Genomic DNA, 21,377 nt, shown 5'->3' with positions numbered 1-21,377 from the left:
GGCCCGGGCATGTTGCCCGGGCCGTCGGCCGTCACGCGGTCAGCCGTGCGAGAAGGTCACCTTCGGGAGCACCCGGTCCAGCCACCTCGGGGTGTGCCAGGCGGCCCGCCCGGTCAGGCGCAGCATCACCGGCAGCAGCACCAGCCGCACCAGCGCCGCGTCCAGCAGCACCGCCACGCCGAGCACGATGCCCATCTCCTTGGGCGGCAGCGGCCCGGAGATCGCGAAGGTGAAGAAGACCGCGACCATCACCCCGGCCGCCGCGAAGACCACCCGCCCGGAGTGGGCCAGCGCGCCGACCATCGCCCGGCGCGGGTCACCGGTGCGCTCGTACTGCTCCTTGGCGGAGGCGAGCAGGAAGACGGTGTAGTCCATCGCGATCGCGAAGATCATGGCGAAGAAGAACACCGGCGCCCACCCGTCCAGGAAGCCCTGCGAGGTGAACCCCAACAGCCCGGCCCCGTGGCCGTCCTGGAACACCAGCCGGGCCACGCCGAAGGCCGCACCGGTGGAGAGCAGGCTGGCCAGGGTGCCGAGCGCCGAGATCAGCGGGGCCCGCAGGGCGACCAGCAGGAGCAGGAAGCCGAGTGCCATCACCACGCCGATCACCAGCGGGGTCTTGGCGGTGAGCAGCGCCTGGAGGTCGAGGTTCTCCACCGCCGCGCCGCCGACCAGCGCCCCGTCGGGCAGCTGTGCCCGCAGCGCGTCCACGGCGTGCTCCAGCTCCGGGCTGGACGGGTCCACGGACGGGACGGCCTGGATCAGCGTCAAGCCCGAACCGTCGGCGGCCGGCTGACCGGGCATCACCCCGGCGATGCCGGGCGCGGCGGCCAGCTGCCCGGCGACCGCCTCGGCCTGCCCGGCCGGGGCCACCACCTGGAGCGCGCCCGGCGCGCCGGGGCCGAAGGCCTGCTGGACGGCGGTGTACCCGGCCCGGGCGTCGGCGTCCGCGGGCAGCACGGCGATCGAGGGCATGGCGGTGCGCAGGCCGATCACGGGCGCGGCGAGCGCGAGCAGCGCCACCAGGGCGAGCGCCCCGTACCGGACCGGGTGGCGCCAGAGACGCTCGCCCCAGGCGGCGAAGCGCGGGGAGCTGTGCCCGGCCCGCCGGGCCCAGGGCAGGGCGACGGCGTCCACCCGGTGGCCCAGGCGGCCCAGTACGGCCGGCAGCAGGGTGAGGGTGGCGGCCAGCACGAAGAGCACCGCGAGCATGATGCCGCCCGCCATCGAGCGGAAGGCCGGGGAGGGCACCAGCATCACGGCGGAGAGGCTGACCAGCACGGTGGCGCCGGAGAGCAGCACCGCCTTGCCGGCCGTGTCCATCGTCTCGGCCACCGCCCTCCCGTCCGAGCCCCCGGCCGCGCGCGCCGCCCGGAACCGCACCACCAGGAAGAGCGCGTAGTCGATGCCCAGGGCCAGGGCGAACATCATGGCGAAGTTCATCGCCCAGATGGAGACCGGGAAGAGATGGCTGATCAGCACCAGCGAACCGGCCGAGGCGGCCAGCCCGGCCATGGTCAGCAGCAGCGGCAGCCCGGCCGCGACCAGCGAACCGAAGGCCAGCACCAGGATCGCCAGGGTGACCGGCCAGGACATCACCTCGGACTTCATCATGGCGTCGTGGTTGGCCTTGTTGAAGTCGCTCCAGAGCACCGAGGCGCCGGTCGCGTGCACCTCGACGCCGCCGCCGGAGAGCGCGGCGAGCGGGCCCTTCAGGTCGTCCGCGGCGCGCACCATGTCGTCCGGCGAGGCAGCGGCCCCGGCCAGCAGCACGGCGGTGCGGCCGTCCTGACTGACCGTCGCCCCCGGCTGCGGCGGCACCACGGCGGAGATCCGCGGATCGGCGGCGGCCAGCTCCCCGGCCCGGTCGATCACCTGCCGGACGGCCGGGTCGCTCACCGGGCGGTCGGCGGCCACCACGATCTGCAGCGCGGTGGAGGCGTTCCCGGCGAAGTGCCGCTCGGCGAGCTGACGCACCTTCACCGACTCGGACCCGTCGGCCTGCCAGCCTGCGCCCGACAGCGCGGTGGTCACCTGCGGGGCGAACGCGCCCAACGCGGCGACCACGACCAGCCAGCCGACCAGGACGGACTTGAAGTGCGCCACCGACCAGAGACCGAGCCGGCCCAACAGGCCTGGACGCGACGGTGGTTCGGAGACTTCGGGGGTGACGGCCGCCAGCGTGCTCATGAGTGGCTCCTATACGGGTGGGGGTATGCGAAAGGGCGAAGAAGAGGCCCGCCGGGGCGGGCCTTCGCGGCGGCCGGCGCGGCCGGCCGGCGCGCGGCTCAGTCGGTCAGGACGGCGAGTGCCGCTCGCAGGCGCTCCGCCGCCTCGTCGGCGACGGGGGCCAGCTCCGGGTGGCCGGTGAAGCCGACGAGCAGCTGCGGGTCGGCGGCCTCGACCACCGTCCGGCCCTCCTCCGTCCGCACCACCACGTTGCACGGCAGCAGCAGCCCGATCCGGCGGTCCACCGCCAGCGCGCGGTGCGCGAGCGGCGGGTTGCAGGCGCCGAGGATGAGGTAGTCCTCCATCTCCTCGCCGAGCTTCGCCCGCAGGGTGGCCTGGACGTCGATCTCGGTCAGCACGCCGAATCCCTGCCCGGCCAGCGCGTCGCGCACCCGCGCGACGGCCTCGGCGAACGGGACGTCCAGCGTGACGGTCAGACCCTGCTCCATGCTTCCACTCCTTCTCTGGATACCCCTGGGGGTATGAATCACGTCAGCCCGAGGCCCGGCCCTGCCCGGTCCGGCTCGCGCGACACGTCGGCCGCCGGCCCCGGGCCCGCCGCAGGCGGGGCGGCGCCGTCTCCACCTCCACGGCTCCGACGCCTCCTCCACCATACCCCAGGGGGTATCCCATCAGCTCTTCCCCCACCCCGCCCGGCTCCGTACGGGTGGAATCGCCGCGCCTCCCCCGGGCCGGTCCGACCCGTACCCGCCTCCGGTGTGACCGTGAGCACGCAAGGTTCCCCACCCGGAAGTGAGGCCGTCACGCCCATGCGACGCACCCCCGCCCGCAGGCTCGCCGCCGCCCTGCTCACCCTCTCCACCCTGCTCCCGGCGACCCTCGCCGCTCCCCCGGCCCAGGCGCAGCACCGCCCCACCGCCCTGGCCCCGGCGGCCCACCCCGCCGCCACCGTCTCCACCGCCGGCCTCGATCCGGCCCTGGTCGCCCGCCTGGACGAGGCGATCGAGCGCGTCCGGCAGGAGACCGGCACCCCCGGAGTCATCGCGGGGCTCTGGCTGCCCGGCCGCGGCGAGTACCTCAAGACCTTCGGCGTGGCCGACAAGCGGACCGGCGAGCCGATGGACCCGGCGATGCACTTCCGGATCGGCAGCGAGACCAAGACCTTCACCATCACCGCCCTGCTCCAACTGGTGGACCAGGGCCTGGTCGACCTGGACGCCCCGATCTCCACCTACCTGGAGGGCGTGCCCTGCGGTGACGAGATCACCATCCGTCAGATGGCCGAGATGCGCAGCGGCCTGTACTCGTACACCTTCGACCCGGACTTCCAGTACGACCTGCTGAGCGACCCCCAACGCTCCTTCACCCCGCAGGAGTTGCTCGGCTACGCGTTCAAGCACGACAACGTCTTCCCGCCCGGGACGCAGTTCCAGTACTCCAACACCAACACCGTGCTGCTCGGCCTGGTGGTGGAGAAGCTCGGCAACCTACCGCTGCAGGACTTCCTCCTGCGCAACGTCACCGGCCCGGCGGGCCTGGACGAGACCTTCCTCGCGCACGGCACCGCGCTCCCCTCCCCCTACCCGCACGGCTACACCAACCAGACCCTCAGCGGCGAGGTCGAGGACTCCACCCACTGGAACCCGAGTTGGGCCTGGGCCGCCGGGGCGATGGTCTCCGACCTCTGCGACCTCCGGGACTGGGCCAAGGTGCTGGCCACCGGCGAACTGCTCTCCCCGGCCACCCAGCGCGAACGTGAGAAGTTCGTCCCCGTCCCCGGGCTGACCGACGGCGGCTACGGCCTCGGCCTCTTCGCCACCCACGGCTGGATCGGCCACGACGGCTCCCTCCCCGGCTACGAGTCCGTCACCATGTACCTCCCCGAGGCCGACGCCACCATGGTGATCCTGCTCAACACCGACGTCCTCCACGACGGCCACGAACCCAGCGGCCTCTTCGCCAAGGCCGTCACCGAGATCGCCACCCCGGACCACGTCTACACCCTCCCCAGCAGGCCCTGACCACCGCCCTGCGGCGCGCCTCCGGAGCCCGGGCTCCGGAGGCGCGCCGGCACTCTCCTCAGCTCCGCTCCACGCTCCCGGCCGCCCGGAAGGCGCGGCGGTACGCGGCCGGGGTGGTGCGCAGGGCCTCGTGGAAGCGGCGCCGCAGGTTGACGGCGGAGGAGAGGCCGACGCGGTGGGCGATGGTCTCCACCGGGAGGTCGGTCTCCTCCAGCAGGGCGCGGGTGGCGGCCAGGCGCCGGTCCAGCAGCCAGCGGCCGGGGCTGATGCCGAGCTGCTCGGTGAAGCGCCGGGTCAGGGTCCGGGCCGAGACCTGCGCCCGGAGCGCCATCTCCGCCACGCTCACCGGCTGGTCCAGCCGGTCCGACAGCCACTCCAGCAGCGGCGCCAGCGAGTCCGCCACCGGCCCCTCCTCCGGCAGCTCGGCGTACTGCAACTGGCAGCCCTCCCGGTGCGGCGGCATCACCAACTTCCGTGCCACCCGCAGCGCGTGGGCCGCCCCGTGGTCGGTCCGCACCAGGTGCAGGCAGAGGTCGACGGCCGCCGCCGAACCGGCGCTGGTGGCCACGTCCCCGTGGTCCACGTACAGCACCGCCGGGTCGACCCGCACCCGCGGATGACGCACCGCCAGCTCCGCGGCCCGTGCCCAGTGGGTGGCCGCCCGCCGCCCGTCCAGCAGTCCGGCGGCGGCCAGCACGAAGGCCCCCGAGCAGAGTCCGACGATCCGCGCGCCCCGCCCGTGCGCCCGCCGCACCGCCGCGACCACGCCCTCCGGCACCTCGCCGCCGCCCCACCCGGGCACCAGCACCGTGTCCGCCCGCTCCAGCGCCTCCGGACCCGCCGCCACCGTCACCTCGTAGCCGGCCTCCGTCCGCACCGCCCCCGGCCGCTCCGCGCACACCTCGAACGCGTACCGCGCGGCCCCGCTCTCCCGGAACACCTCACCGGCGCACCCCAGCAGGAAGACCGACTGCGGCGGATGCAGCAGCGCCACCACCCGGTGACCGGCGCTGGACCTCTTCGACCTGCTCGGCGGCGGCGTCATGGCGCGAAAGTACCCCATCATGTCGTTCCGGACACTGGGGGCGGCCCCCGCCCCGGGCCAGGATCGAGGGCGTGACCACTGCACAGCTCACCCGCCCGACCGTCCAACACCCCTTGTGGGAGCGCCGGTTCACCCTCTACTTCACCGCCCGGGCGGTCTCCCTCCTCGGGGACGCGATGATGCCGGTGGCCGCCGCCCTGGCGGTCGGGGCCCTGTACGGGGTGTCCGGTGTGGGCGCCGTCCTCGGCGCCTGGACGGGGACCTTCGTGCTCCTGGTCCTCTTCGGCGGGGTGCTCTCCGACCGCTTCGGCGCACGGCGGATGATGGTCGGCGCGGACCTCGTCCGGGTCGGCACCCAGGGCGTGCTGGCCGCCGCCTTCCTCGCCGGGCCGCCGCCGTTCTGGCTGCTGGTCACCATGGCCTCGCTGGCGGGCGCGGCGGTGGCGATGTTCCTCCCCGGCGTCAACGGGATGGTCCCGCTGGTGGCCCACGACCCCCAACGCGCCAACGCCACCCTCAAGGTGGCCGACGCCCTCGCCCACCTCCTCGGCCCCGCGCTGGCCGGCCTGCTGATCGCCCTCACCGGCGCGGGCGCGGTCTACGCGATCGACGCCGCCACCTTCCTGCTCAGCGCCCTCTGCCTCGCCCTGCTCCGTCTCCCCGCGTCCCCTCCGCCTCCCCGCGCTTCCCCCCGTTCCCTCCTCCTCGACCTGCGCCAGGGCTGGCGGGAGTTCCGCGACCGCCCGTGGATGTGGTCGGTCATCCTGGTCTGGCTGTTCTACGGCGTGCTGCTCTTCGGCCCCCTGGTCCCGCTCGGCTCCGTCCTGATCGGCGACCGCCTCGGCCCCGGCACCTACGGGCTGGCCGTCTCCTTCCTCGGCATCGGCACCGTCCTCGGCGGCCTGCTCGCCCTCCGTCTGCGCCCCGCCCGCCCCCTCGCCGCCGGCGCGGCGGTCCTCACCCTCTACGCCGCCCTCCCCCTCGGCGTCGCCCTCACCACCTCACTCCCCCTCCTCCTCACCGCCCACGTCCTCGGCGGCGCCGCCCTCGCCTTCTGGTCCGTCATGTGGGCCACCAGCGTCCAGACCCACACCCCGCCCGCCGTCCTCAACCGCGTCTCCGCCTACGAACTCGCCGGCTCCATCTCCGGCATCACCCTCGGCCAACTCCTCGCCGGCCCCGCCACCCACCTCGCCTCCCCGTCCCAGCTCCTGCTCCTCTCCACCGCCACCTGTCTCGCCGGCTGCGCCGCCCTGCTCGCCGTCCCGGCCGTCCGCACCCTCCGGCGGGCCGCCCCGGGCCCGGACCTCCCGGCGAATCCGGTCGACGCGGGACCGCGCGGCTCGTAGCCTCCGGTCATGACCGATCCGGCCGGAGCACCGAGCGCCTTCGAGAACCGCTGTGCCAACACCGCGCGCCTGCTGGCGCCGTGCGTCGGGTACTTCCTCGAGCGGATCTCCTTCGACTCCTCCGGCGAGGAGGACGCCCTCGACCTCGCCCTCCGGGAAGGCCCGTGGAAGCCGGACGTCGTGATCTCGCTCTCCCGCGTCCGCCACCTGTCGCTCGGCAACCCGGCCTCGCTCTCCGGCAGCTTCGTCGACGAGATCTCGCTGGTCCACCTGCCGAAGCTCCCGCACGCCTGGCCGGCCGGGGCCGAGCGCCTCGTCAAGCGGTTCGACGGCCTGGAAGAGCTCGTGTGGCTACGGATCGTCGGACCGGCCACGGTGGACGCCGTCGCCTCGCTGGCGACCGTGTACACGGCGATCAGCGACGACGAAATCTCGGCCGCCCCGAAGCGGAATTGACGGACCATCAGCCCGACGTCTTGTCATACTTCGCGGATGACCGAACAGCTCGCGGAGCGAGCACGCCACTGGCTCGACGAGCGCGGCGTCACCGAGACCCCCACCGGCTGGACCGACGCCGGGACCCCGGGCCGGACGCTCACCGCCAACGAGGTGGCCCACGCCCGGGCCGGCGAGGCCCTGACCGACGACGCCCTCGACGCCGAGCGGCAACTCGACCTCGCCTTCGGCCTGCTGGACCTCCTGGACGACTACTGGGTGACGTGCGAGATCCGCTTCGCGGACCGCGGCCCCGGCGGACCGCTCCCGGCCGACGCCCTGTGGTCCGGCTACCGCCGCCGGCTGGAGGCCGAACGGAACGCCGAGGCCGTCACCTACTCGCTCTGGGTCGACTGGTTCGAGGACCGCGCGACCTCCGCGACGGCCTTCGCCGAAGTCCTCGGCCACGACGTCGACCGCATCGTGGCAACCGGCTCCGACCCCCTCCTCCGCCGGGCCGCCCGCGTCCTGGCCTGCTCGGGCCCCGTCCCGTGGCCGGCCAAGCGGCGGGCCTACGCCACCGCCCTCGGCCACCCCACCCTCCACGAGCCGCTCTTCCAGGGCCTGTTGACCAGCTACCACGACCTCTACGGCGACCTGGAGCCGACCTCCGCCCTCGCCCTCCTCACCCGCCTCGACCTCCCGCCGGACACCCCCCACCTCACCGAGCTGCGCACCGTCCTCAGCGCGGGCCACCGCCACCACTCCACCGACCCGCACGCCTGGGACCTCGCGTCCCGGCCCCGGTAGCCTGCCCGCCATGGACGCCACCTCCCCCGTCGCACGGTTCTACGACCGACTCGCCGCGGACTACCACCTCATCTACGGCGACTGGGAGAGCGCCCTGGCCCGCCAGGGCGCGGCCCTGGACGCGGTGATCCGCTCCGCCCTCGGCCCCTCGCCCGCCACGGTGCTGGACTGCGCGTGCGGCATCGGCACCCAGGCCCTCGGCCTCGCCCTCCGGGGCCACCGGGTCACGGGCACCGACCTCAGTCCCGTCGCCGCCGAGCGCGCGGCCCGCGAGGCGGCCCGGCGCGGCCTCACCGTCCCCACCCGGGCCGCCGACATGCGGGAACTCCCCTTCGACGACGGCTCCTTCGACGTCGTCGTGTGCGCCGACAACGCCCTCCCCCACCTGCTCACCGCGGCGGACGTCCGCACCGCCCTGAGCGAGATGCGCCGCGTCCTGCGGGCCGGCGGCCTGCTCCTGGTCAGCACCCGCCCCTACGACGAGATCCGCCGCTCCCACCCCGTCTCGACGGCCCCCCAGCTCCACGGATCCGGGAGCGAACGGACCGTCACCTTCCAACTGTGGGAGTGGCACGAGGACGGCGAACGCTACGACCTCGAACACTTCCAGCTCCACCCCGAGGGCAGTGGCTGGACCACCAAGGCCCGCCGCACCACCTACTGGGCCCTCACCCGGGCCCAACTCACCGACCTCGCCACCGAGTCGGGCCTCGAATCCCCCACCTGGCTGGCCCCCGAGGACAGCGCCTTCTTCCAACCCCTCCTCACCGCACGCGCCCCACGCCCCTGAACAATCCGGAGGCGGCGGACACCGAGGGGCGTCTACGCTGCGGCAATGACCGCTCAGCCGCCCCGCCCCCTGACCTTCGAAGCCGCCCAGGCCCTCCACCTCCTGCACCGCTCCCCCCTCGCGCCCGGCCTGAGCGAGCGGGAGCTGGACGCGGTCGAGGAACGGTTCGGCTTCCGGTTCGCGGCCGACCACCGGATGTTCCTCCGGGCCGGGCTCCCGCTCGGCCGCAGCTGGCCCGACTGGCGCGACGAGGAGGCGGCCGACAAGCTGCGCGGCCGCCTCGGCTGGCCGGTCGAGGGGACGCTCTTCGACGTCGGTCACAACTCCTTCTGGCACCCCCTGTGGGGCGAGCGCCCGGAGGAGAGCGAGGAGGCGGTCCGGATCGCGGAGGCCTTCCTGGCCGACGCCCCCCAGCTCGTGCCCGTCTTCAGCCACCGCTACCTTCCGGGCACCCCCGGGGAGTTCGGGCACCCCGTCCTGTCCGTCTACCAGACCGACATCATCTTCTACGGGGCCGACCTCGCCGACTACCTCCTCCGCGAGTTCACCCGACAGGCACCCCACTCCTTCCACGCCCGCGCCACCGTCCCCTTCTGGTCGTACGTCGTCGGGAACAACAACTACGTCCCGTGCGACACCACCTACACGACGCCGTTCGACCCCTACGCCGAGACCGCCGAGGAGGCACTCACCGACCTGCGGATGCTGGCCCTCGAACGCGCCCTGGGGCGGCACGTCGCCACCGACCGGCTCGTCCGCGCCGGACTGATCGCCTCCGCCCTGGGCGTCGACTCGCCCTCCCTCGAACGACTCTCCGGGCTGGGGCAGTCCGAGCAGCCGGAAGCGGCCGCGCTCTTCGACCGGACGTTGGACGAACTCGGCCTGCTGCCGGGCCTCCCGACGGAGCAGTCCGAGATCCGCTGGGAGCTGGCCCGCTGGTGGCTCACCCTCGTCGTGCGGGACGCCGTCCACCCGGCGGCCGGCGCCGACCTGCTGGCCCGCGAGGTCTGGGCGCCGCTCGGCCGCCCCGATGCGCTCTTCCCGATCACCGACGACGGCGCCCGCCACGACTACTGGGTCGCGGCCCTCGGCGACTCCCGGGAGGCCATCGTCGCCCGGATCCGGGCCGAGGCCGCCCGGCTCCTCGACGGACCCTGGCCGCCGCTCGCCTGACGCACCGTCGGCCGCGACGTCCCGGGGCTTCGAAATCCGGTGGTCCCACCGCCCCGCTTGGGGCACGATCCCGGGGAACGGCAGCGAGAGGAGCTTGTTTGGACGTGTTCGCGTGTGCCGAGTGCGGCACCGAGCTGACGGCACCGGTCTCCCGGGTCGCACTGCCCGTCCACACCCACCACGGCGCCTGGGAGGAGCTCCACCCTCCGCTGATGGAACCGGCGACCTACGCCGTCGACCCCCGGCCCACCGGACCGCCCTGGCGGTTGTGGCAGGACGTCGGGGCGGAGGCGGCCGCCCGGCAGGGCGTGCACGCGCCGGTGTACTCGGTCTCCTTCGGCGCACGCGACAGGATCGTCATCGCCCCGGGTGACTCCCGGTCCATGACGCTGATCCTGGAGAAGTGCGAGGGCTACTGCCGGGGCGTCGACGGCCGGGCCGGGCCCAACCTGGCGTGCACGGGGTGCGGCCGCCCCGTGGCGACCCGGATCGACGACTGCGGTTCGTGGCAGACGGTGTGGCTGGAACCCGACGCGGTGGTCCGCCGCCCCTCGGAGCTCCCGGCCGGACGGCCACCTTCCTGGGCCGACCTGGAGCACGCCGACCACCGCGTCCCGCCCGTCGAACCCAACGGGTGGTGGAGCCGCCGCTGGGAGGCCGCGATCGGCGTCGCGCTGGCCCACCTCGTGGCGGCCACCGACGACCGTCCCGTGACCCTCCCCCCAGGCCCCGTCGCCGAGTTGCTCGGGCACGCCGTGGCCCGTGCCCTGCCGCCCGGGCCCGACCCCCTCTCGGTGGGGCTGGCCGGCCCGGGCGTCCCCGTGCCCCGGCCCCGCCCCGACGTCCTCCTCGTCCCCCGCCACCCCGGCACGGGCGAGCCCTGGCGCCCGACCGGCCCCGAGGCGACGGTGGTGCCGCTCGACAGCGGGGTCTGGGCCTACCTCACCAGCCCCGGCGAGACCTCGCCGATCCCCGCCACCGGAGTGCTCCCGGAAGGCGTCCTGCGCGACGACTACCCACCGACGCCGCACCCCTGGCACCCCCTGGTACCCAACTCCCGCGCCTTCCACGACACCCTGGTCCGCCTGCCCGCGATCCGCGGCCCCCGGCTGCGCCGGTTGTTCGACATCCCGTGAGTCACCCTGAGCCCGCTGAGTTTCTGGGCCTGTGGCCAGGGGGTTCTTCCTCCTTTGTGTGCTCTGCTCGTTCGTGACGTGACTTCAGGATTCTTGAAGCGTTCTCGCAATCCAGGAGGTCACAGGACATTCCTGGATCGCCACGACCATGCGGTATGTCCACGTGCAGCAGACCCGGGTCGAGGGCGCCTGGGCCGCCGGGATGGAACGGGCCGCGAAGCGGCTGGAAAGACTGGCCCGATGAGGCCGAACCAACCGGGCGCTGAACCTCGCCGTCTTCGAGAACACCCAGGTCGTCGACCTGCAGACCATCGCCGCCCGGGACTTCGCCGTACCGCGAAAGGCCACCACCGCCTCCTGGCTCGGTGCACGGCATCAGCGACAAGGGGTCGGCGCCGAGATGCGCGCCGCCGTCCTGCACCTGGCCTTCGCCGGCCTGAACGCACTGGGGCGACATCGGGAGCCTTCGAGGACAACGCCTCCTCGTTCTCCGTGCCCCAGAAGCACGGCTACGAACTCGACGGCGTCGACCGACACGTGGTCCGCAGCCGATGTTCGGACTGCCGGACAGCAGCGGCAGGCACCGCCAACGGTCGGCTTCGCAGCACGCCCCGGCGCCGATCACCGCGGCCACCGGTGACCCGCACCTGGGAGGACCCCACGCCCTCGCTGGCGACCGCCGCCCCCACGCCGATCATGTGGATCGCGGGGAGTTGCGTGACCGCTGACACTCGTCGTTGGCGTGGTGATTCCACTCATCACACCGGCGGCCGAAGGGTCCCTGTTGGTTCCGTGTCCTGCCCCGCTCGACGTCCCGCACGACCACCGCGAACAGCCCCCGCATCACCAGCAGTTCATCCGCGATCACGCCCGACTGAGAGACCCCGGCGAACGCGCCTTCGCCCAGTTGAAGGAATCAGGCCGGCCTCCTCACCTACGGCTTCACATCGAGACGCACGAGCGCGCCGATCTCCACGAGTTGGTCCGGCAGTGCCAAGTCGGAAACGCCCATGACCGTGCTCGCGGGCCGGTGCTCCCCGAAGTACTCGGCGTGGAGGCGTGCTGTCGTGTCGAAGTTCTCCCGCAGGTTCCTCACCAGAACCGTGGTCTCCGCTATCTGGCCACGCTCGGCCCCGAACTCCCTCAGCACCAGGTCCAGATTCTCCAGCGCGGTGCGGACCTGCAGTTCGAAGTCGCCGGAACCCACGAAGTTGCCGTGACGGTCATGAGACAGCTGCCCCGACACATAAACCGTGTCACCGACCTGAGTGGCCTGGCTGTACCCGTACAACGACTCCCACGGCATGCCGAACCCGAATGCCTTCACCTGAGAACTCATGACCCACTCCTTGATACAACATGCGGGACCGTCAGTTGCAGACAGTCCCCTTGCACGTAGAAGTTACGGGTCCGCACAAATAATGCTTGTCCGGCAGCGCCGTCGAGGTGTTCTCTGCGCGCACGAAAACCCTCCAGCAGAGGACGAAAGAGGCTCAGATCGCGTTGGAGATCTGGCTCCCCGGTCTTTGCCGGCACCGCTGCCGCACTCACGATTGGCAACACGGAGGGGCGCAAGTCAGCTGAAGCCAAGCTCGGTGAAGGCGCACATCGGCCCGCCAACGACAGATCAGATGCGAAGCGGTTTTGCGGCCCCAGAGTGACCTTGGCGGCGGGAGCCGATGACGTTTGAGCGGTCACCGACGCCCTGGTCCGGGGGCACAGAGGAGCCGTCGATGCGCCACGAATCTCAGCACGACACACGTCTGGCCACCTACGGGACTGTGGCTACCCGCCTGTCCCTGCTGAGCGACCGGCGTCTCGGCGAGATCGTGGCGTCCGCTCCTGAGGTCGGATCAGGCATCGGCGGCAGGTCGGCGGAGCTGGACATCGACGGGACGCGGGTCTTCGTCAAAAGGGTGCCGCTGACGGACTTCGAGACCCGGCCGGAGAACATCCGGTCCACGGCGAACCTCTTCGGTCTGCCGTTGTTCTACCAGTACGGAGTGGGCTCGGCCGGGTTCGGTGCCTGGCGGGAGCTGGCCGTCCACATCATGACCACCAACTGGGTCCTCGGGAAGGAGTACGAGGGCTTTCCTCTGATGTACCACTGGCGCGTCCTGCCCGACTCCCCTCACCAGTGCTTCGTAGACCAGTTCGGGGGCATCGACGGGGCGGTTGCCCACTGGGAAGGCTCGCGGGCCGTACGCGAGCGCCTGGAAGCCATCGGCCGATCCTCCCGCAGCCTGGTGCTGTTCCTGGAGCACGTGCCACAGACACTCCGCACGCTGTTGCACGAACACCGGAACACTGCGGCGGCCACCGGCAACGGCTCTCCCGCGTGGGCGGAGGATGCTCTGGCGCGGGGCGCGGCGTTCATGAGCTCTCACGGACTCGTGCACTTCGACGCCCACTTCAACAACCTGCTGACAGACGGTCGGCTGATCTACTTCGCGGACTTCGGACTGGCCCTGAGCTCAGGCTTCGAGCTCTCAGCAGCCGAGCGGCAGTTCCTCTCGGGCCATCTCGGATACGACCGCGCCTACACCGCGAGTCACCTGATCCACCACCTCGTCGACCGCCTCCGGGGCGACGCGGGGACGGGGGTGTTCCTGCGCGAGTGGATCGCGGGCCGGCGGCCCGACGGTGTCCCGCCGGAGATCGCGGCGATCATCGAGCGGCACGCCCGGCCCTCCGCCGTCCTGCACGCCTTCCACCGCCGGCTGCTGACGGAGAGCAAGCGGACCCCCTTCCCGGCGGCCGAGCTCGCCCGCGCCGCGGCGGCCACGCCCCGACCCCGTTGAGGCATGCGCCCGCGGGCCTCCCGCTCCGGCCTCAGTGCAGGGCGAGCACGCAGAACTCGTGCCCTTCCGGGTCGGTCAGGCAGGTCCACGGGGCTTCGCCCTGGCCCAGGTCCAGATCGGTGGCCCCCAGGGTTGTCACCCGCTCCACCTCGGCCGCCTTGTCGTCTCCGGGGTAGGGCAGCAGGTCGAGGTGGAGGCGGCCCGGCGCGGTGGGTGCGTCCGGGGTGCGCAGGAACTCCAGGTAGGGGCCGGTCCCTTCGGCCGACCGCAGCACCGCGTGGTGGTCGTCGGCCTGGTGCACGACCCAGTCGGTGGCCCCGCCCCAGAACCGCGCCATGGCCCGCGGGTCCGCGCAGTCGACCACCACCGCGGCGATCGGTCCGGTGTCGCGGTAGGTCTCCCGGGGCTCCAGCACGCAGAACTCGTTGCCCTCCGGGTCGGCCAGCACCGTCCACGGCACCTCGCCCTGGCCGATGTCGGCGGGCGTCGCGCCGAGGGCGAGGAGGCGGGCCACCAGGGCGGCGTGGTGGGCGGGGGAGGTGGTGGCCAGGTCGAGGTGCGTCCGGTTCTTCGCCGGGGCCTTGGCCTCGGGGACGGGGACCACGCAGATGCCGAGGCCGACCGGCTCCGGCCAGACCAGGCCGCCCGCGGGGCCGGTGTAGGTGGTCACCCCGGGGCTGTGCACCGCCCAACCCAGCGCCGAGGCCCAGAAGTTCCCGATCGCGGAGCTGTCGAGGGCCTTGATGTTCACGTGGACGGGTCGCAGTGCCATGGGACGGATCCTAGCGGGGCCGAGAAGAAACAAGCAGGCATGCTTGATTTGTTCTTGAGGGCCTGTCAGGCTGCTGCGCGTCGGGCGGGGCCAGGCCAGTCGGAGGGGACTCGGGGTGCTGCGGATCGGGAACGCGTCGGGGTTCTACGGGGACCGCTTCGCGGCGATGCGGGAGATGTTGACCGGCGGGCCGTTGGACGTGCTGACCGGGGACTACCTGGCCGAGTTGACGATGCTGATCCTGGCGCGCGACCGGCTCAAGGACCCGGGGCTCGGCTACGCCCGGACCTTCCTGCGCCAGTTGGAGGAGTGCCTGGGCGAGGCCACCGACCGGAACGTGCGGATCGTGGTGAACGCGGGCGGTCTCAACCCGGCCCGACTCGCCGAAGCGGTGCACGAGTTGGCGGCGAAGCAGGGCATCCCGCTCGCGGTCGGCGTGGTGGAGGGGGACGACGTCCTCCACCGGGAGGGACTCCCGCCGGGGCTGCTGGCGGCCAACGCCTACCTGGGCGGCCGCGGCATCGCGGAGTGCCTGAAGGCCGGCGCCCAGCTGGTGGTGACGGGACGCGTGACGGACGCCGCCCTGGTGTCGGGGCCCGCCCAGGCCCACTTCGGCTGGGGCGAGGGTGACTTGGACGCGCTCGCCGGAGCGGTGGTGGCCGGGCACGTGCTGGAGTGCGGGGCCCAGGCCACCGGCGGGAACTACGCCTTCTTCGGCGAACACGACGTGACCCGCCCCGGCTTCCCGGTCGCCGAGCTGCACGCCGACGGCTCCAGCGTGATCACCAAGCACCCGGGCACCGGCGGCGCGGTCACCACCGGGACGGTCACCGCCCAGCTGCTGTACGAGACTTCGGGCGCCCGCTACGCCGGTCCGGACGTCACGGCCCGGCTCGACTCCGTCCGGCTCCGCCAGGAAGGACCCGACCGGGTCCGGATCGAGGGCGTACGGGGCGAGGCCCCGCCGCCCACCCTCAAGGTCGGGCTCAACCGCCTCGGCGGCTGGCGCAACGAGGTGGTGTTCGTCCTCACCGGCCTGGACATCGAGGAGAAGGCAGAGCTGGTCAAGCGCCAACTCGCCCGGCAGACCGGCCACATCGAGCCGCGCTGGACCCTCGCCAGGACCGACCACCCCGACGCCGCCACCGAGGAGACCGCCTCCGCCCTGCTCCGGCTGACCGTCCGCAGCCAGGACCGGCACGCCGTCGGCCGGGCCTTCACCGCGGCCGCCGTCGAGCTCGGCCTCTCCGGCTACCCGGGCTTCCACGTCACCGCCCCGCCCGGTCCAGCCACCCCGTACGGCGTCTTCGAGACGGCCTTCCTGGACGCCGCGACCGTCCCGCACACCGCGGTCCTGCCGGACGGCACCCGCCGCACCATCGAACCGCCCGTCACCACGCGCGGGCTGGAGCCGGTCGGAGCACCACCCCTCCCGCCCCCGCTACCGGCCGCCACCCCCACCCGCCGCGCCCCGCTCGGCCGTGCCTTCGGCGCCCGCAGCGGCGACAAGGGCGGCGACGCCAACCTCGGCGTCTGGGCCCGTAGCGAGGCGGGCTGGCGCTGGCTGGCGCACCAGCTCACCGTCGACCGGATCCGCGAACTGCTCCCGGAGACGGCCGGGTTGACCGTCCGGCGGCACCTGCTCCCGCACCTGCGCGCCGTCAACTTCGAACTGGTCGGCCTGCTCGGCGAGGGGGTCGCCTCCCAGCACCGCTTCGACCCGCAGGCCAAGGCCCTGGGCGAGTGGCTGCGCGCCCGCCACGTCGACCTCCCGGAGGAGCTGCTGTGACCACGCTGCCCACCCGCCTCGACCCGTCCTCGCCCGAGTTCGCCGAGCACCGCGCCGCGATGCTCGCCAAGCTGGCCGAGCTGGACACCGAACACGCCAAGGCGCTGGCCGGTGGTGGCCCCAAGTACCTGGAGCGGCACCGGAGTCGGGGCAAGCTCCCGGCCCGGGAGCGGATCGAGCTGCTGCTCGACCCGGGCTCGCCCTTCCTGGAGCTCTCGCCGCTCGCCGCCTGGGGCAGCGACTACCCGGTGGGCGCGGCGCTGGTCACCGGGATCGGGGTGATCGAGGGCACCGAGTGCGTGATCACCGCCAACGACCCGACCGTGCGCGGCGGGGCCAGCAATCCGTGGACGCTGCGCAAGGCGTTGCGGGCCAACGAGATCGCCCTCGCCAACCGCCTTCCGCTGGTCAACCTGGTGGAGTCCGGCGGGGCCGACCTGCCCAGCCAGAAGGAGATCTTCATCCCGGGCGGGGCGCTCTTCCGCGACCTCACCCGCCTGTCGGCGGCCGGGATCCCCACCGTGGCCGTGGTGTTCGGCAACTCCACCGCCGGCGGCGCCTACGTTCCCGGCATGTCGGACCACACCGTGCTGGTCCGCGAGCGGGCCAAGGTCTTCCTCGGCGGGCCGCCGCTGGTGAAGATGGCCACCGGCGAGGAGTCGGACGACGAGTCGCTCGGCGGCGCGGAGATGCACGCCCGCACCTCCGGGCTGGCGGACCACCTGGCCGAGGACGAACACGACGCGCTGCGCACCGCCCGCCGGATCGTCCGGCGCCTCAACCGGCAGAAGACCGGGCCCTTCCCCGACCTGACCGCCGCGCCGCCGAAGTACGACGAGGAGGAGCTGCTCGGCCTCGTCCCCGCCGACCTCAAGGTGCCGTTCGACCCGCGCGAGGTGATCGCCCGGATCGTGGACGGCTCGGACTTCGACGAGTTCAAGCCGCTGTACGGGCCGAGCCTGGTGACCGGGTGGGCCGAGCTGCACGGCTACCCGGTCGGCATCCTGGCCAACGCCCAGGGTGTGCTGTTCAGCCCCGAGTCCCAGAAGGCCGCCCAGTTCATCCAGTTGGCGAACCAGCGCGACGTCCCGTTGCTCTTCCTGCACAACACCACCGGCTACATGGTCGGCCAGGCGTACGAGCAGGGCGGCATCATCAAGCACGGCGCGATGATGATCAACGCGGTCTCCAACAGCAGGGTCCCGCACCTGTCGGTGCTGATCGGCTCCTCCTACGGAGCCGGGCACTACGGCATGTGCGGGCGGGCGTACGAGCCGCGCTTCCTGTTCGCCTGGCCGAGCGCCAAGTCGGCGGTGATGGGGCCGCAGCAGCTGGCCGGGGTGCTGTCGATCGTGGCCCGGCAGTCGGCGGCGGCCAAGGGGCAGCCGTACGACGAGGACGCGGACGCGGCGATCCGGGCCATGGTGGAGCAGCAGATCGAGGCGGAGTCGCTGCCGGTCTTCCTCTCCGGCCGGCTCTACGACGACGGGGTGATCGACCCCCGGGACACCCGCACCGTGCTCGGCATCTGCCTCTCCGCGATCCACAGCGCCCCGGTCGAGGGCGCGCGCGGCTACGGCGTCTTCCGGATGTAGGCAGCTACCAGATACCAGAACAGAGGACTGACGGATGATCACATCGGTACTGGTCGCCAACCGGGGCGAGATCGCCCGCCGGGTCTTCCGCACCTGCCGGTCGCTCGGCATCGCCACCGTCGCCGTGCACTCGGACCCCGACGCGGACGCCCCGCACGTCCGGGAGGCCGACGCGGCCGTCCGGCTGCCCGGCGCCACCGCGGCGGAGACCTACCTGCGCGGCGAGCTGCTGGTGAAGGCCGCCCTGGCGGCCGGGGCGGACGCCGTCCACCCCGGGTACGGATTCCTGTCCGAGAGCGCGGAGTTCGCCCGCGCGGTGCTGGACGCCGGGCTGGTCTGGATCGGGCCGCCGCCGGAGTCGATCGCCGCGATGGGCTCCAAGACGGCGGCCAAGCGGCTGATGGCCGCGGCCGGGGTGCCGGTGCTCGCCGCACCGGCCGAACCGACCGAGGCGGACCTTCCGCTGCTGGTCAAGGCGGCGGCGGGCGGCGGCGGGCGCGGCATGCGGGTGGTGCGCCGACTGGCCGACCTGCCGGGCGAGTTGGCGGCCGCGCGGGCGGAGGCCGGGCGGGCCTTCGGGGACGAGGAGGTGTTCTGCGAGCCGTACCTGCCGGACGGGCGGCACGTGGAGGTGCAGCTGCTCGCCGACGGGCACGGCACCGTCTGGGCGGTCGGCGACCGGGACTGCTCGCTCCAGCGCCGCCACCAGAAGGTGATCGAGGAGGCCCCGGCGCCCGGCCTGTCGGCGGAGCTGCGGGCCGAGCTGCACCGCGCGGCGGTGGCGGCCGCCCGGGCGATCGGCTACCGGGGCGCCGGGACGGCCGAGTTCCTGCTCGGGCCGGACGGCCGGTGCTGGTTCCTGGAGATGAACACCCGGCTCCAGGTGGAGCACCCCGTCACCGAGTGCGTCACCGGGCTGGACCTGGTGGCCTGGCAGCTGCGGATCGCCGAGGGTGCCGCCCTGCCGCCCGAGCCGCCGGCCACCCGGGGCCACGCGATCGAGGCCCGGCTCTACGCGGAGGACGCCGAGCAGGACTGGCGGCCGCGCACCGGGCGTCTGCACCGGCTCGAAGTGCCGGGCGTGGGCGTGGAGTTCGCGGTGTCGTCGGCCGAGAGCGGGCTGCGGCTGGACTCCGGGGTGGACGACGGCACCGAGATCGGCCCGCACTACGACCCGATGCTGGCCAAGCTGATCGCCTGGGCGCCCACCCGGGACGAGGCGGCCCGGCTGCTGGCCGCCGCACTGGACCGGGCCCGGATCCACGGGCCGGGCAGCAACCGCGCCCTGCTCACCGCGGCGCTGCGCCACCCCGCCTTCCTGGCGGGCGAGTTGCACACCGGTTTCCTCGCCGCCCACGACCTGGCCGGCCACCGTCCGGACCAGGCCCTGGCCGCCCTGGTGGCCGCGCTGGCCGGGGCCGGCGGCGGCCCCTTCCCGCCCGGCTGGCGCAACCTCGGCTCCCAGCCCCAGCAGCGCCGCTACCGCTCCGAGGACGGCACCGAGCACCTGGTCCGCTTCCGGCTCGACCGCTCCGGCCTGCACGCCGAGGGCTTCGCGGACCTCGAACTCCTCTCCCGCGCACCGGAGTCGGTGGCCCTGCGGATCGCCGGGGTCACCCGCCGCTGGCAGCTGGCCCGCTACGGCGACCGGCTCCACCTGGACGGCCCCGCCGGGGCCGTCACCCTGACCGAACTCCCGCTGCTGCCCGAACCGGTGGCCACCCACGCCCCCGGCGCCCTGCTGGCCCCGATGCCCGGCACGGTCACCCGCACCGGCGCCGAGCCCGGCGAACGCGTCACCGCCGGGCAGCCGCTGCTCTGGCTGGAGGCGATGAAGATGGAGCACCGGATCAGCGCACCCGCCGACGGCGTGCTGGCCGAACTCCGCGTCGCCGTCGGCCAACAGGTCGAGCCCGGCACCCTGCTCGCCGTGGTCGAGAGCTGACCACCCCTCGCTCCCCTCCCTCGAACGGAAGGACCACCCTCATGTCCGCTTCCGCACCGCTGCCCAGCACCGTCGAGTCCGAGGAACACCAGGCCCTGCGCCGGGCGGTGGGCGACCTCGCCCGGAGCTTCGGCCCCGACTACTTCCGCCGCAAGGCCCGGGCCGGCGAGCCGGTCGAGGAGCTCTGGGCGGCGGCCGGCAAGGCCGGCTACCTGGGCGTCAACCTGCCCGTCGAGTACGGCGGCGGGGGCGGCGGCATCACCGAACTCGCGATAGTTCTCGAGGAGTTGGGCGCCGCCGGGGCCCCGCTCCTGATGATGATCGTCTCACCCGCGATCTGCGGCACGGTGATCGCCCGCTACGGCACCCCGGAGCAGCGCGACCGCTGGCTGCCCGGCCTGGCCGACGGCACCCGCCTGATGGCCTTCGGCATCACCGAGCCGGACGCCGGCTCCAACTCCCACCGGATCACCACCACCGCCCGCCGGGACGGCACCGACTGGCTGCTGACCGGCCGGAAGGTCTTCATCTCGGGCGTGGACCAGGCGGACGCGGTGCTCTTCGTCGCCCGCACCGAGGACGCCCGGACCGGGCGGCTCAAGCCCGCGCTGTTCATCGTGCCGCGCGAGACCCCCGGCTTCGAGTACCGGCCGATCCCGATGGAACTGGTCACCGCCGAGCGGCAGTTCCAGGTCTTCCTGGACGACGTCCGGCTGCCCGCCGACGCCCTGGTCGGCGCCGAGGACGCGGGCCTCGACCAGCTCTTCGCCGGGCTCAACCCGGAGCGGGTGATGACCGCCGCCTTCGCCCTCGGCCTGGCCCGCCAGGCCCTGGACACCGCCACCGCCTACGCCCGCACCCGCACCGTCTGGGACACCCCGATCGGCGCCCACCAGGCCATCGCCCACCCGCTGGCCCAGTGCGCCGTCGAGATCGAACTGGCCCGCCTGATGACCTCCCGGGCCGCCCAGCTCTACGACCTCGGCCACGACCAGGCCGCCGGCGAGGCCGCCAACATGGCCAAGTACGCCGCCGCCGAAGCCGCCTGCCACACCGTCGACCAGGCCGTCCACACCCTCGGCGGCAACGGCCTCACCCAGGAGTACGGCCTCGCCTCCCTCCTCACCGCCACCCGCGTCGCCCGGATCGCCCCGGTCAGCCGCGAGATGATCCTCAACTACGTGGCCCAGCACCGCCTCGGCCTCCCCCGCTCCTACTGAGCCCCCGCCGGAGCCCCCGGCCGGTGTGCCTGACGACCAGTGGCGATGCACGGACGAACTGCGGGGCCGAGCGGCCCGAGAGCGAGGACGAGCTCCCCTCTCGGGCCGCTCGGCCTGCCGGTGCGACCGGCTGACGGCCGAATTCCGAACTCGCCCGCCGAATCCGCGAATTCACGATTTCCGCACCGGAACTCACCTCGGCCCACGCCCGTCAATGATTGCAGGCGACCCCTGCACTCCTTTCCCGGGCAGATCACGACGATCCATTCGAATCAGGACCAATTGGGGCGATCGACCGGGCGGATC

At 73.4% G+C, this 21,377-nt stretch carries 17 protein-coding genes; 12 read left to right on the top strand and 5 right to left on the bottom strand.

Annotated elements, in window-relative coordinates; all coding sequences use genetic code 11:
• Nucleotides 1-39: 39 nt before the first annotated feature.
• Both ACIA8O_RS03745 and ACIA8O_RS03740 read right to left on the bottom strand, forming a co-directional pair.
• Nucleotides 40-2,190, bottom strand: a complete 2,151-nt coding sequence (locus ACIA8O_RS03745; RefSeq protein WP_396291878.1) for an MMPL family transporter — start codon at nt 2,188-2,190, stop codon at nt 40-42.
• 98 nt (nt 2,191-2,288) lie between these two features.
• The gene (locus ACIA8O_RS03740; RefSeq protein WP_396291877.1) at nt 2,289-2,678 is read right to left on the bottom strand and encodes a DUF302 domain-containing protein; all 390 of its coding nucleotides are present in this window, start codon (nt 2,676-2,678) and stop codon (nt 2,289-2,291) included.
• 321 nt (nt 2,679-2,999) lie between these two features.
• Between ACIA8O_RS03740 and ACIA8O_RS03735 the strand changes: the two genes are divergently transcribed.
• Nucleotides 3,000-4,211 (top strand): serine hydrolase domain-containing protein, encoded by a 1,212-nt coding sequence (locus ACIA8O_RS03735; RefSeq protein ID WP_396291876.1) that lies wholly within the window; start codon nt 3,000-3,002, stop codon nt 4,209-4,211.
• Between the two features lie 58 nt (nt 4,212-4,269).
• Here ACIA8O_RS03735 and ACIA8O_RS03730 read toward each other — a convergent pair whose 3' ends face one another.
• Nucleotides 4,270-5,256: a GlxA family transcriptional regulator gene (locus tag ACIA8O_RS03730; protein ID WP_396291875.1), complete on the bottom strand. Its 987-nt coding sequence runs from the start codon at nt 5,254-5,256 to the stop codon at nt 4,270-4,272.
• 71 nt (nt 5,257-5,327) lie between these two features.
• Here ACIA8O_RS03730 and ACIA8O_RS03725 point away from each other — a divergent pair, with 71 nt between their 5' ends.
• The 6 genes from ACIA8O_RS03725 to ACIA8O_RS03700 all read left to right on the top strand — a co-directional run bounded on the left by ACIA8O_RS03725 (nt 5,328) and on the right by ACIA8O_RS03700 (nt 10,949).
• The gene (locus ACIA8O_RS03725; RefSeq protein WP_396291874.1) at nt 5,328-6,605 is read left to right on the top strand and encodes an MFS transporter; all 1,278 of its coding nucleotides are present in this window, start codon (nt 5,328-5,330) and stop codon (nt 6,603-6,605) included.
• A gap of 9 nt (nt 6,606-6,614) precedes the next feature.
• A complete protein-coding gene (locus ACIA8O_RS03720; RefSeq protein ID WP_396291873.1) occupies nt 6,615-7,061 on the top strand; it encodes a hypothetical protein in 447 nt (148 codons plus the stop codon).
• 36 nt (nt 7,062-7,097) lie between these two features.
• Nucleotides 7,098-7,850 (top strand): hypothetical protein, encoded by a 753-nt coding sequence (locus tag ACIA8O_RS03715; protein ID WP_396291872.1) that lies wholly within the window; start codon nt 7,098-7,100, stop codon nt 7,848-7,850.
• A gap of 10 nt (nt 7,851-7,860) precedes the next feature.
• Nucleotides 7,861-8,640: a class I SAM-dependent methyltransferase gene (locus ACIA8O_RS03710; protein ID WP_396291871.1), complete on the top strand. Its 780-nt coding sequence runs from the start codon at nt 7,861-7,863 to the stop codon at nt 8,638-8,640.
• A 45-nt stretch (nt 8,641-8,685) separates the two neighbouring features.
• Nucleotides 8,686-9,813, top strand: a complete 1,128-nt coding sequence (locus ACIA8O_RS03705; RefSeq protein WP_396291870.1) for a hypothetical protein — start codon at nt 8,686-8,688, stop codon at nt 9,811-9,813.
• 98 nt (nt 9,814-9,911) lie between these two features.
• Nucleotides 9,912-10,949: a hypothetical protein gene (locus ACIA8O_RS03700; RefSeq protein ID WP_396291869.1), complete on the top strand. Its 1,038-nt coding sequence runs from the start codon at nt 9,912-9,914 to the stop codon at nt 10,947-10,949.
• Nucleotides 10,950-11,883: 934 nt separating this feature from the next.
• On the opposite strand, the gene ACIA8O_RS03695 is transcribed toward ACIA8O_RS03700, so the two are convergent.
• Nucleotides 11,884-12,288 (bottom strand): RidA family protein, encoded by a 405-nt coding sequence (locus ACIA8O_RS03695; protein WP_396291868.1) that lies wholly within the window; start codon nt 12,286-12,288, stop codon nt 11,884-11,886.
• A gap of 394 nt (nt 12,289-12,682) precedes the next feature.
• Between ACIA8O_RS03695 and ACIA8O_RS03690 the strand changes: the two genes are divergently transcribed.
• The gene (locus ACIA8O_RS03690; RefSeq protein ID WP_396292116.1) at nt 12,683-13,750 is read left to right on the top strand and encodes a protein kinase family protein; all 1,068 of its coding nucleotides are present in this window, start codon (nt 12,683-12,685) and stop codon (nt 13,748-13,750) included.
• Nucleotides 13,751-13,781: 31 nt separating this feature from the next.
• Here the strand turns inward: ACIA8O_RS03690 and ACIA8O_RS03685 are convergent, their stop codons facing one another.
• Complete coding sequence (locus ACIA8O_RS03685) at nt 13,782-14,522, bottom strand: VOC family protein (RefSeq protein WP_396291867.1); 741 nt, start codon at nt 14,520-14,522, stop codon at nt 13,782-13,784.
• A gap of 166 nt (nt 14,523-14,688) precedes the next feature.
• On the opposite strand from ACIA8O_RS03685, the gene ACIA8O_RS03680 reads away from it, so the two are divergent.
• Genes ACIA8O_RS03680 through ACIA8O_RS03665 form a run of 4 tightly spaced genes read left to right on the top strand, consistent with a single transcriptional unit; the run spans nt 14,689 to nt 21,071 of the window.
• Complete coding sequence (locus ACIA8O_RS03680) at nt 14,689-16,311, top strand: acyclic terpene utilization AtuA family protein (protein ID WP_396292115.1); 1,623 nt, start codon at nt 14,689-14,691, stop codon at nt 16,309-16,311.
• Nucleotides 16,308-17,906: an acyl-CoA carboxylase subunit beta gene (locus tag ACIA8O_RS03675; protein WP_396291866.1), complete on the top strand. Its 1,599-nt coding sequence runs from the start codon at nt 16,308-16,310 to the stop codon at nt 17,904-17,906. Before ACIA8O_RS03680 ends, ACIA8O_RS03675 begins: the two co-directional genes overlap by 4 nt.
• Before the next feature lie 34 nt (nt 17,907-17,940).
• The gene (locus tag ACIA8O_RS03670) at nt 17,941-19,851 is read left to right on the top strand and encodes an acetyl/propionyl/methylcrotonyl-CoA carboxylase subunit alpha (protein ID WP_396291865.1); all 1,911 of its coding nucleotides are present in this window, start codon (nt 17,941-17,943) and stop codon (nt 19,849-19,851) included.
• A gap of 41 nt (nt 19,852-19,892) precedes the next feature.
• Nucleotides 19,893-21,071, top strand: coding sequence for an acyl-CoA dehydrogenase family protein (locus ACIA8O_RS03665; RefSeq protein ID WP_396291864.1), 1,179 nt, complete (start codon nt 19,893-19,895; stop codon nt 21,069-21,071).
• Nucleotides 21,072-21,377 lie beyond the last annotated feature (306 nt).

Origin of the sequence: Kitasatospora sp. NPDC051853, from assembly GCF_044452665.1 — a bacterium.
Lineage (GTDB): Bacteria > Actinomycetota > Actinomycetes > Streptomycetales > Streptomycetaceae > Kitasatospora.
The sequence above is the reverse complement of the archived record's forward strand: the minus strand, read 5'-3'. Positions and strand labels throughout refer to the sequence as shown.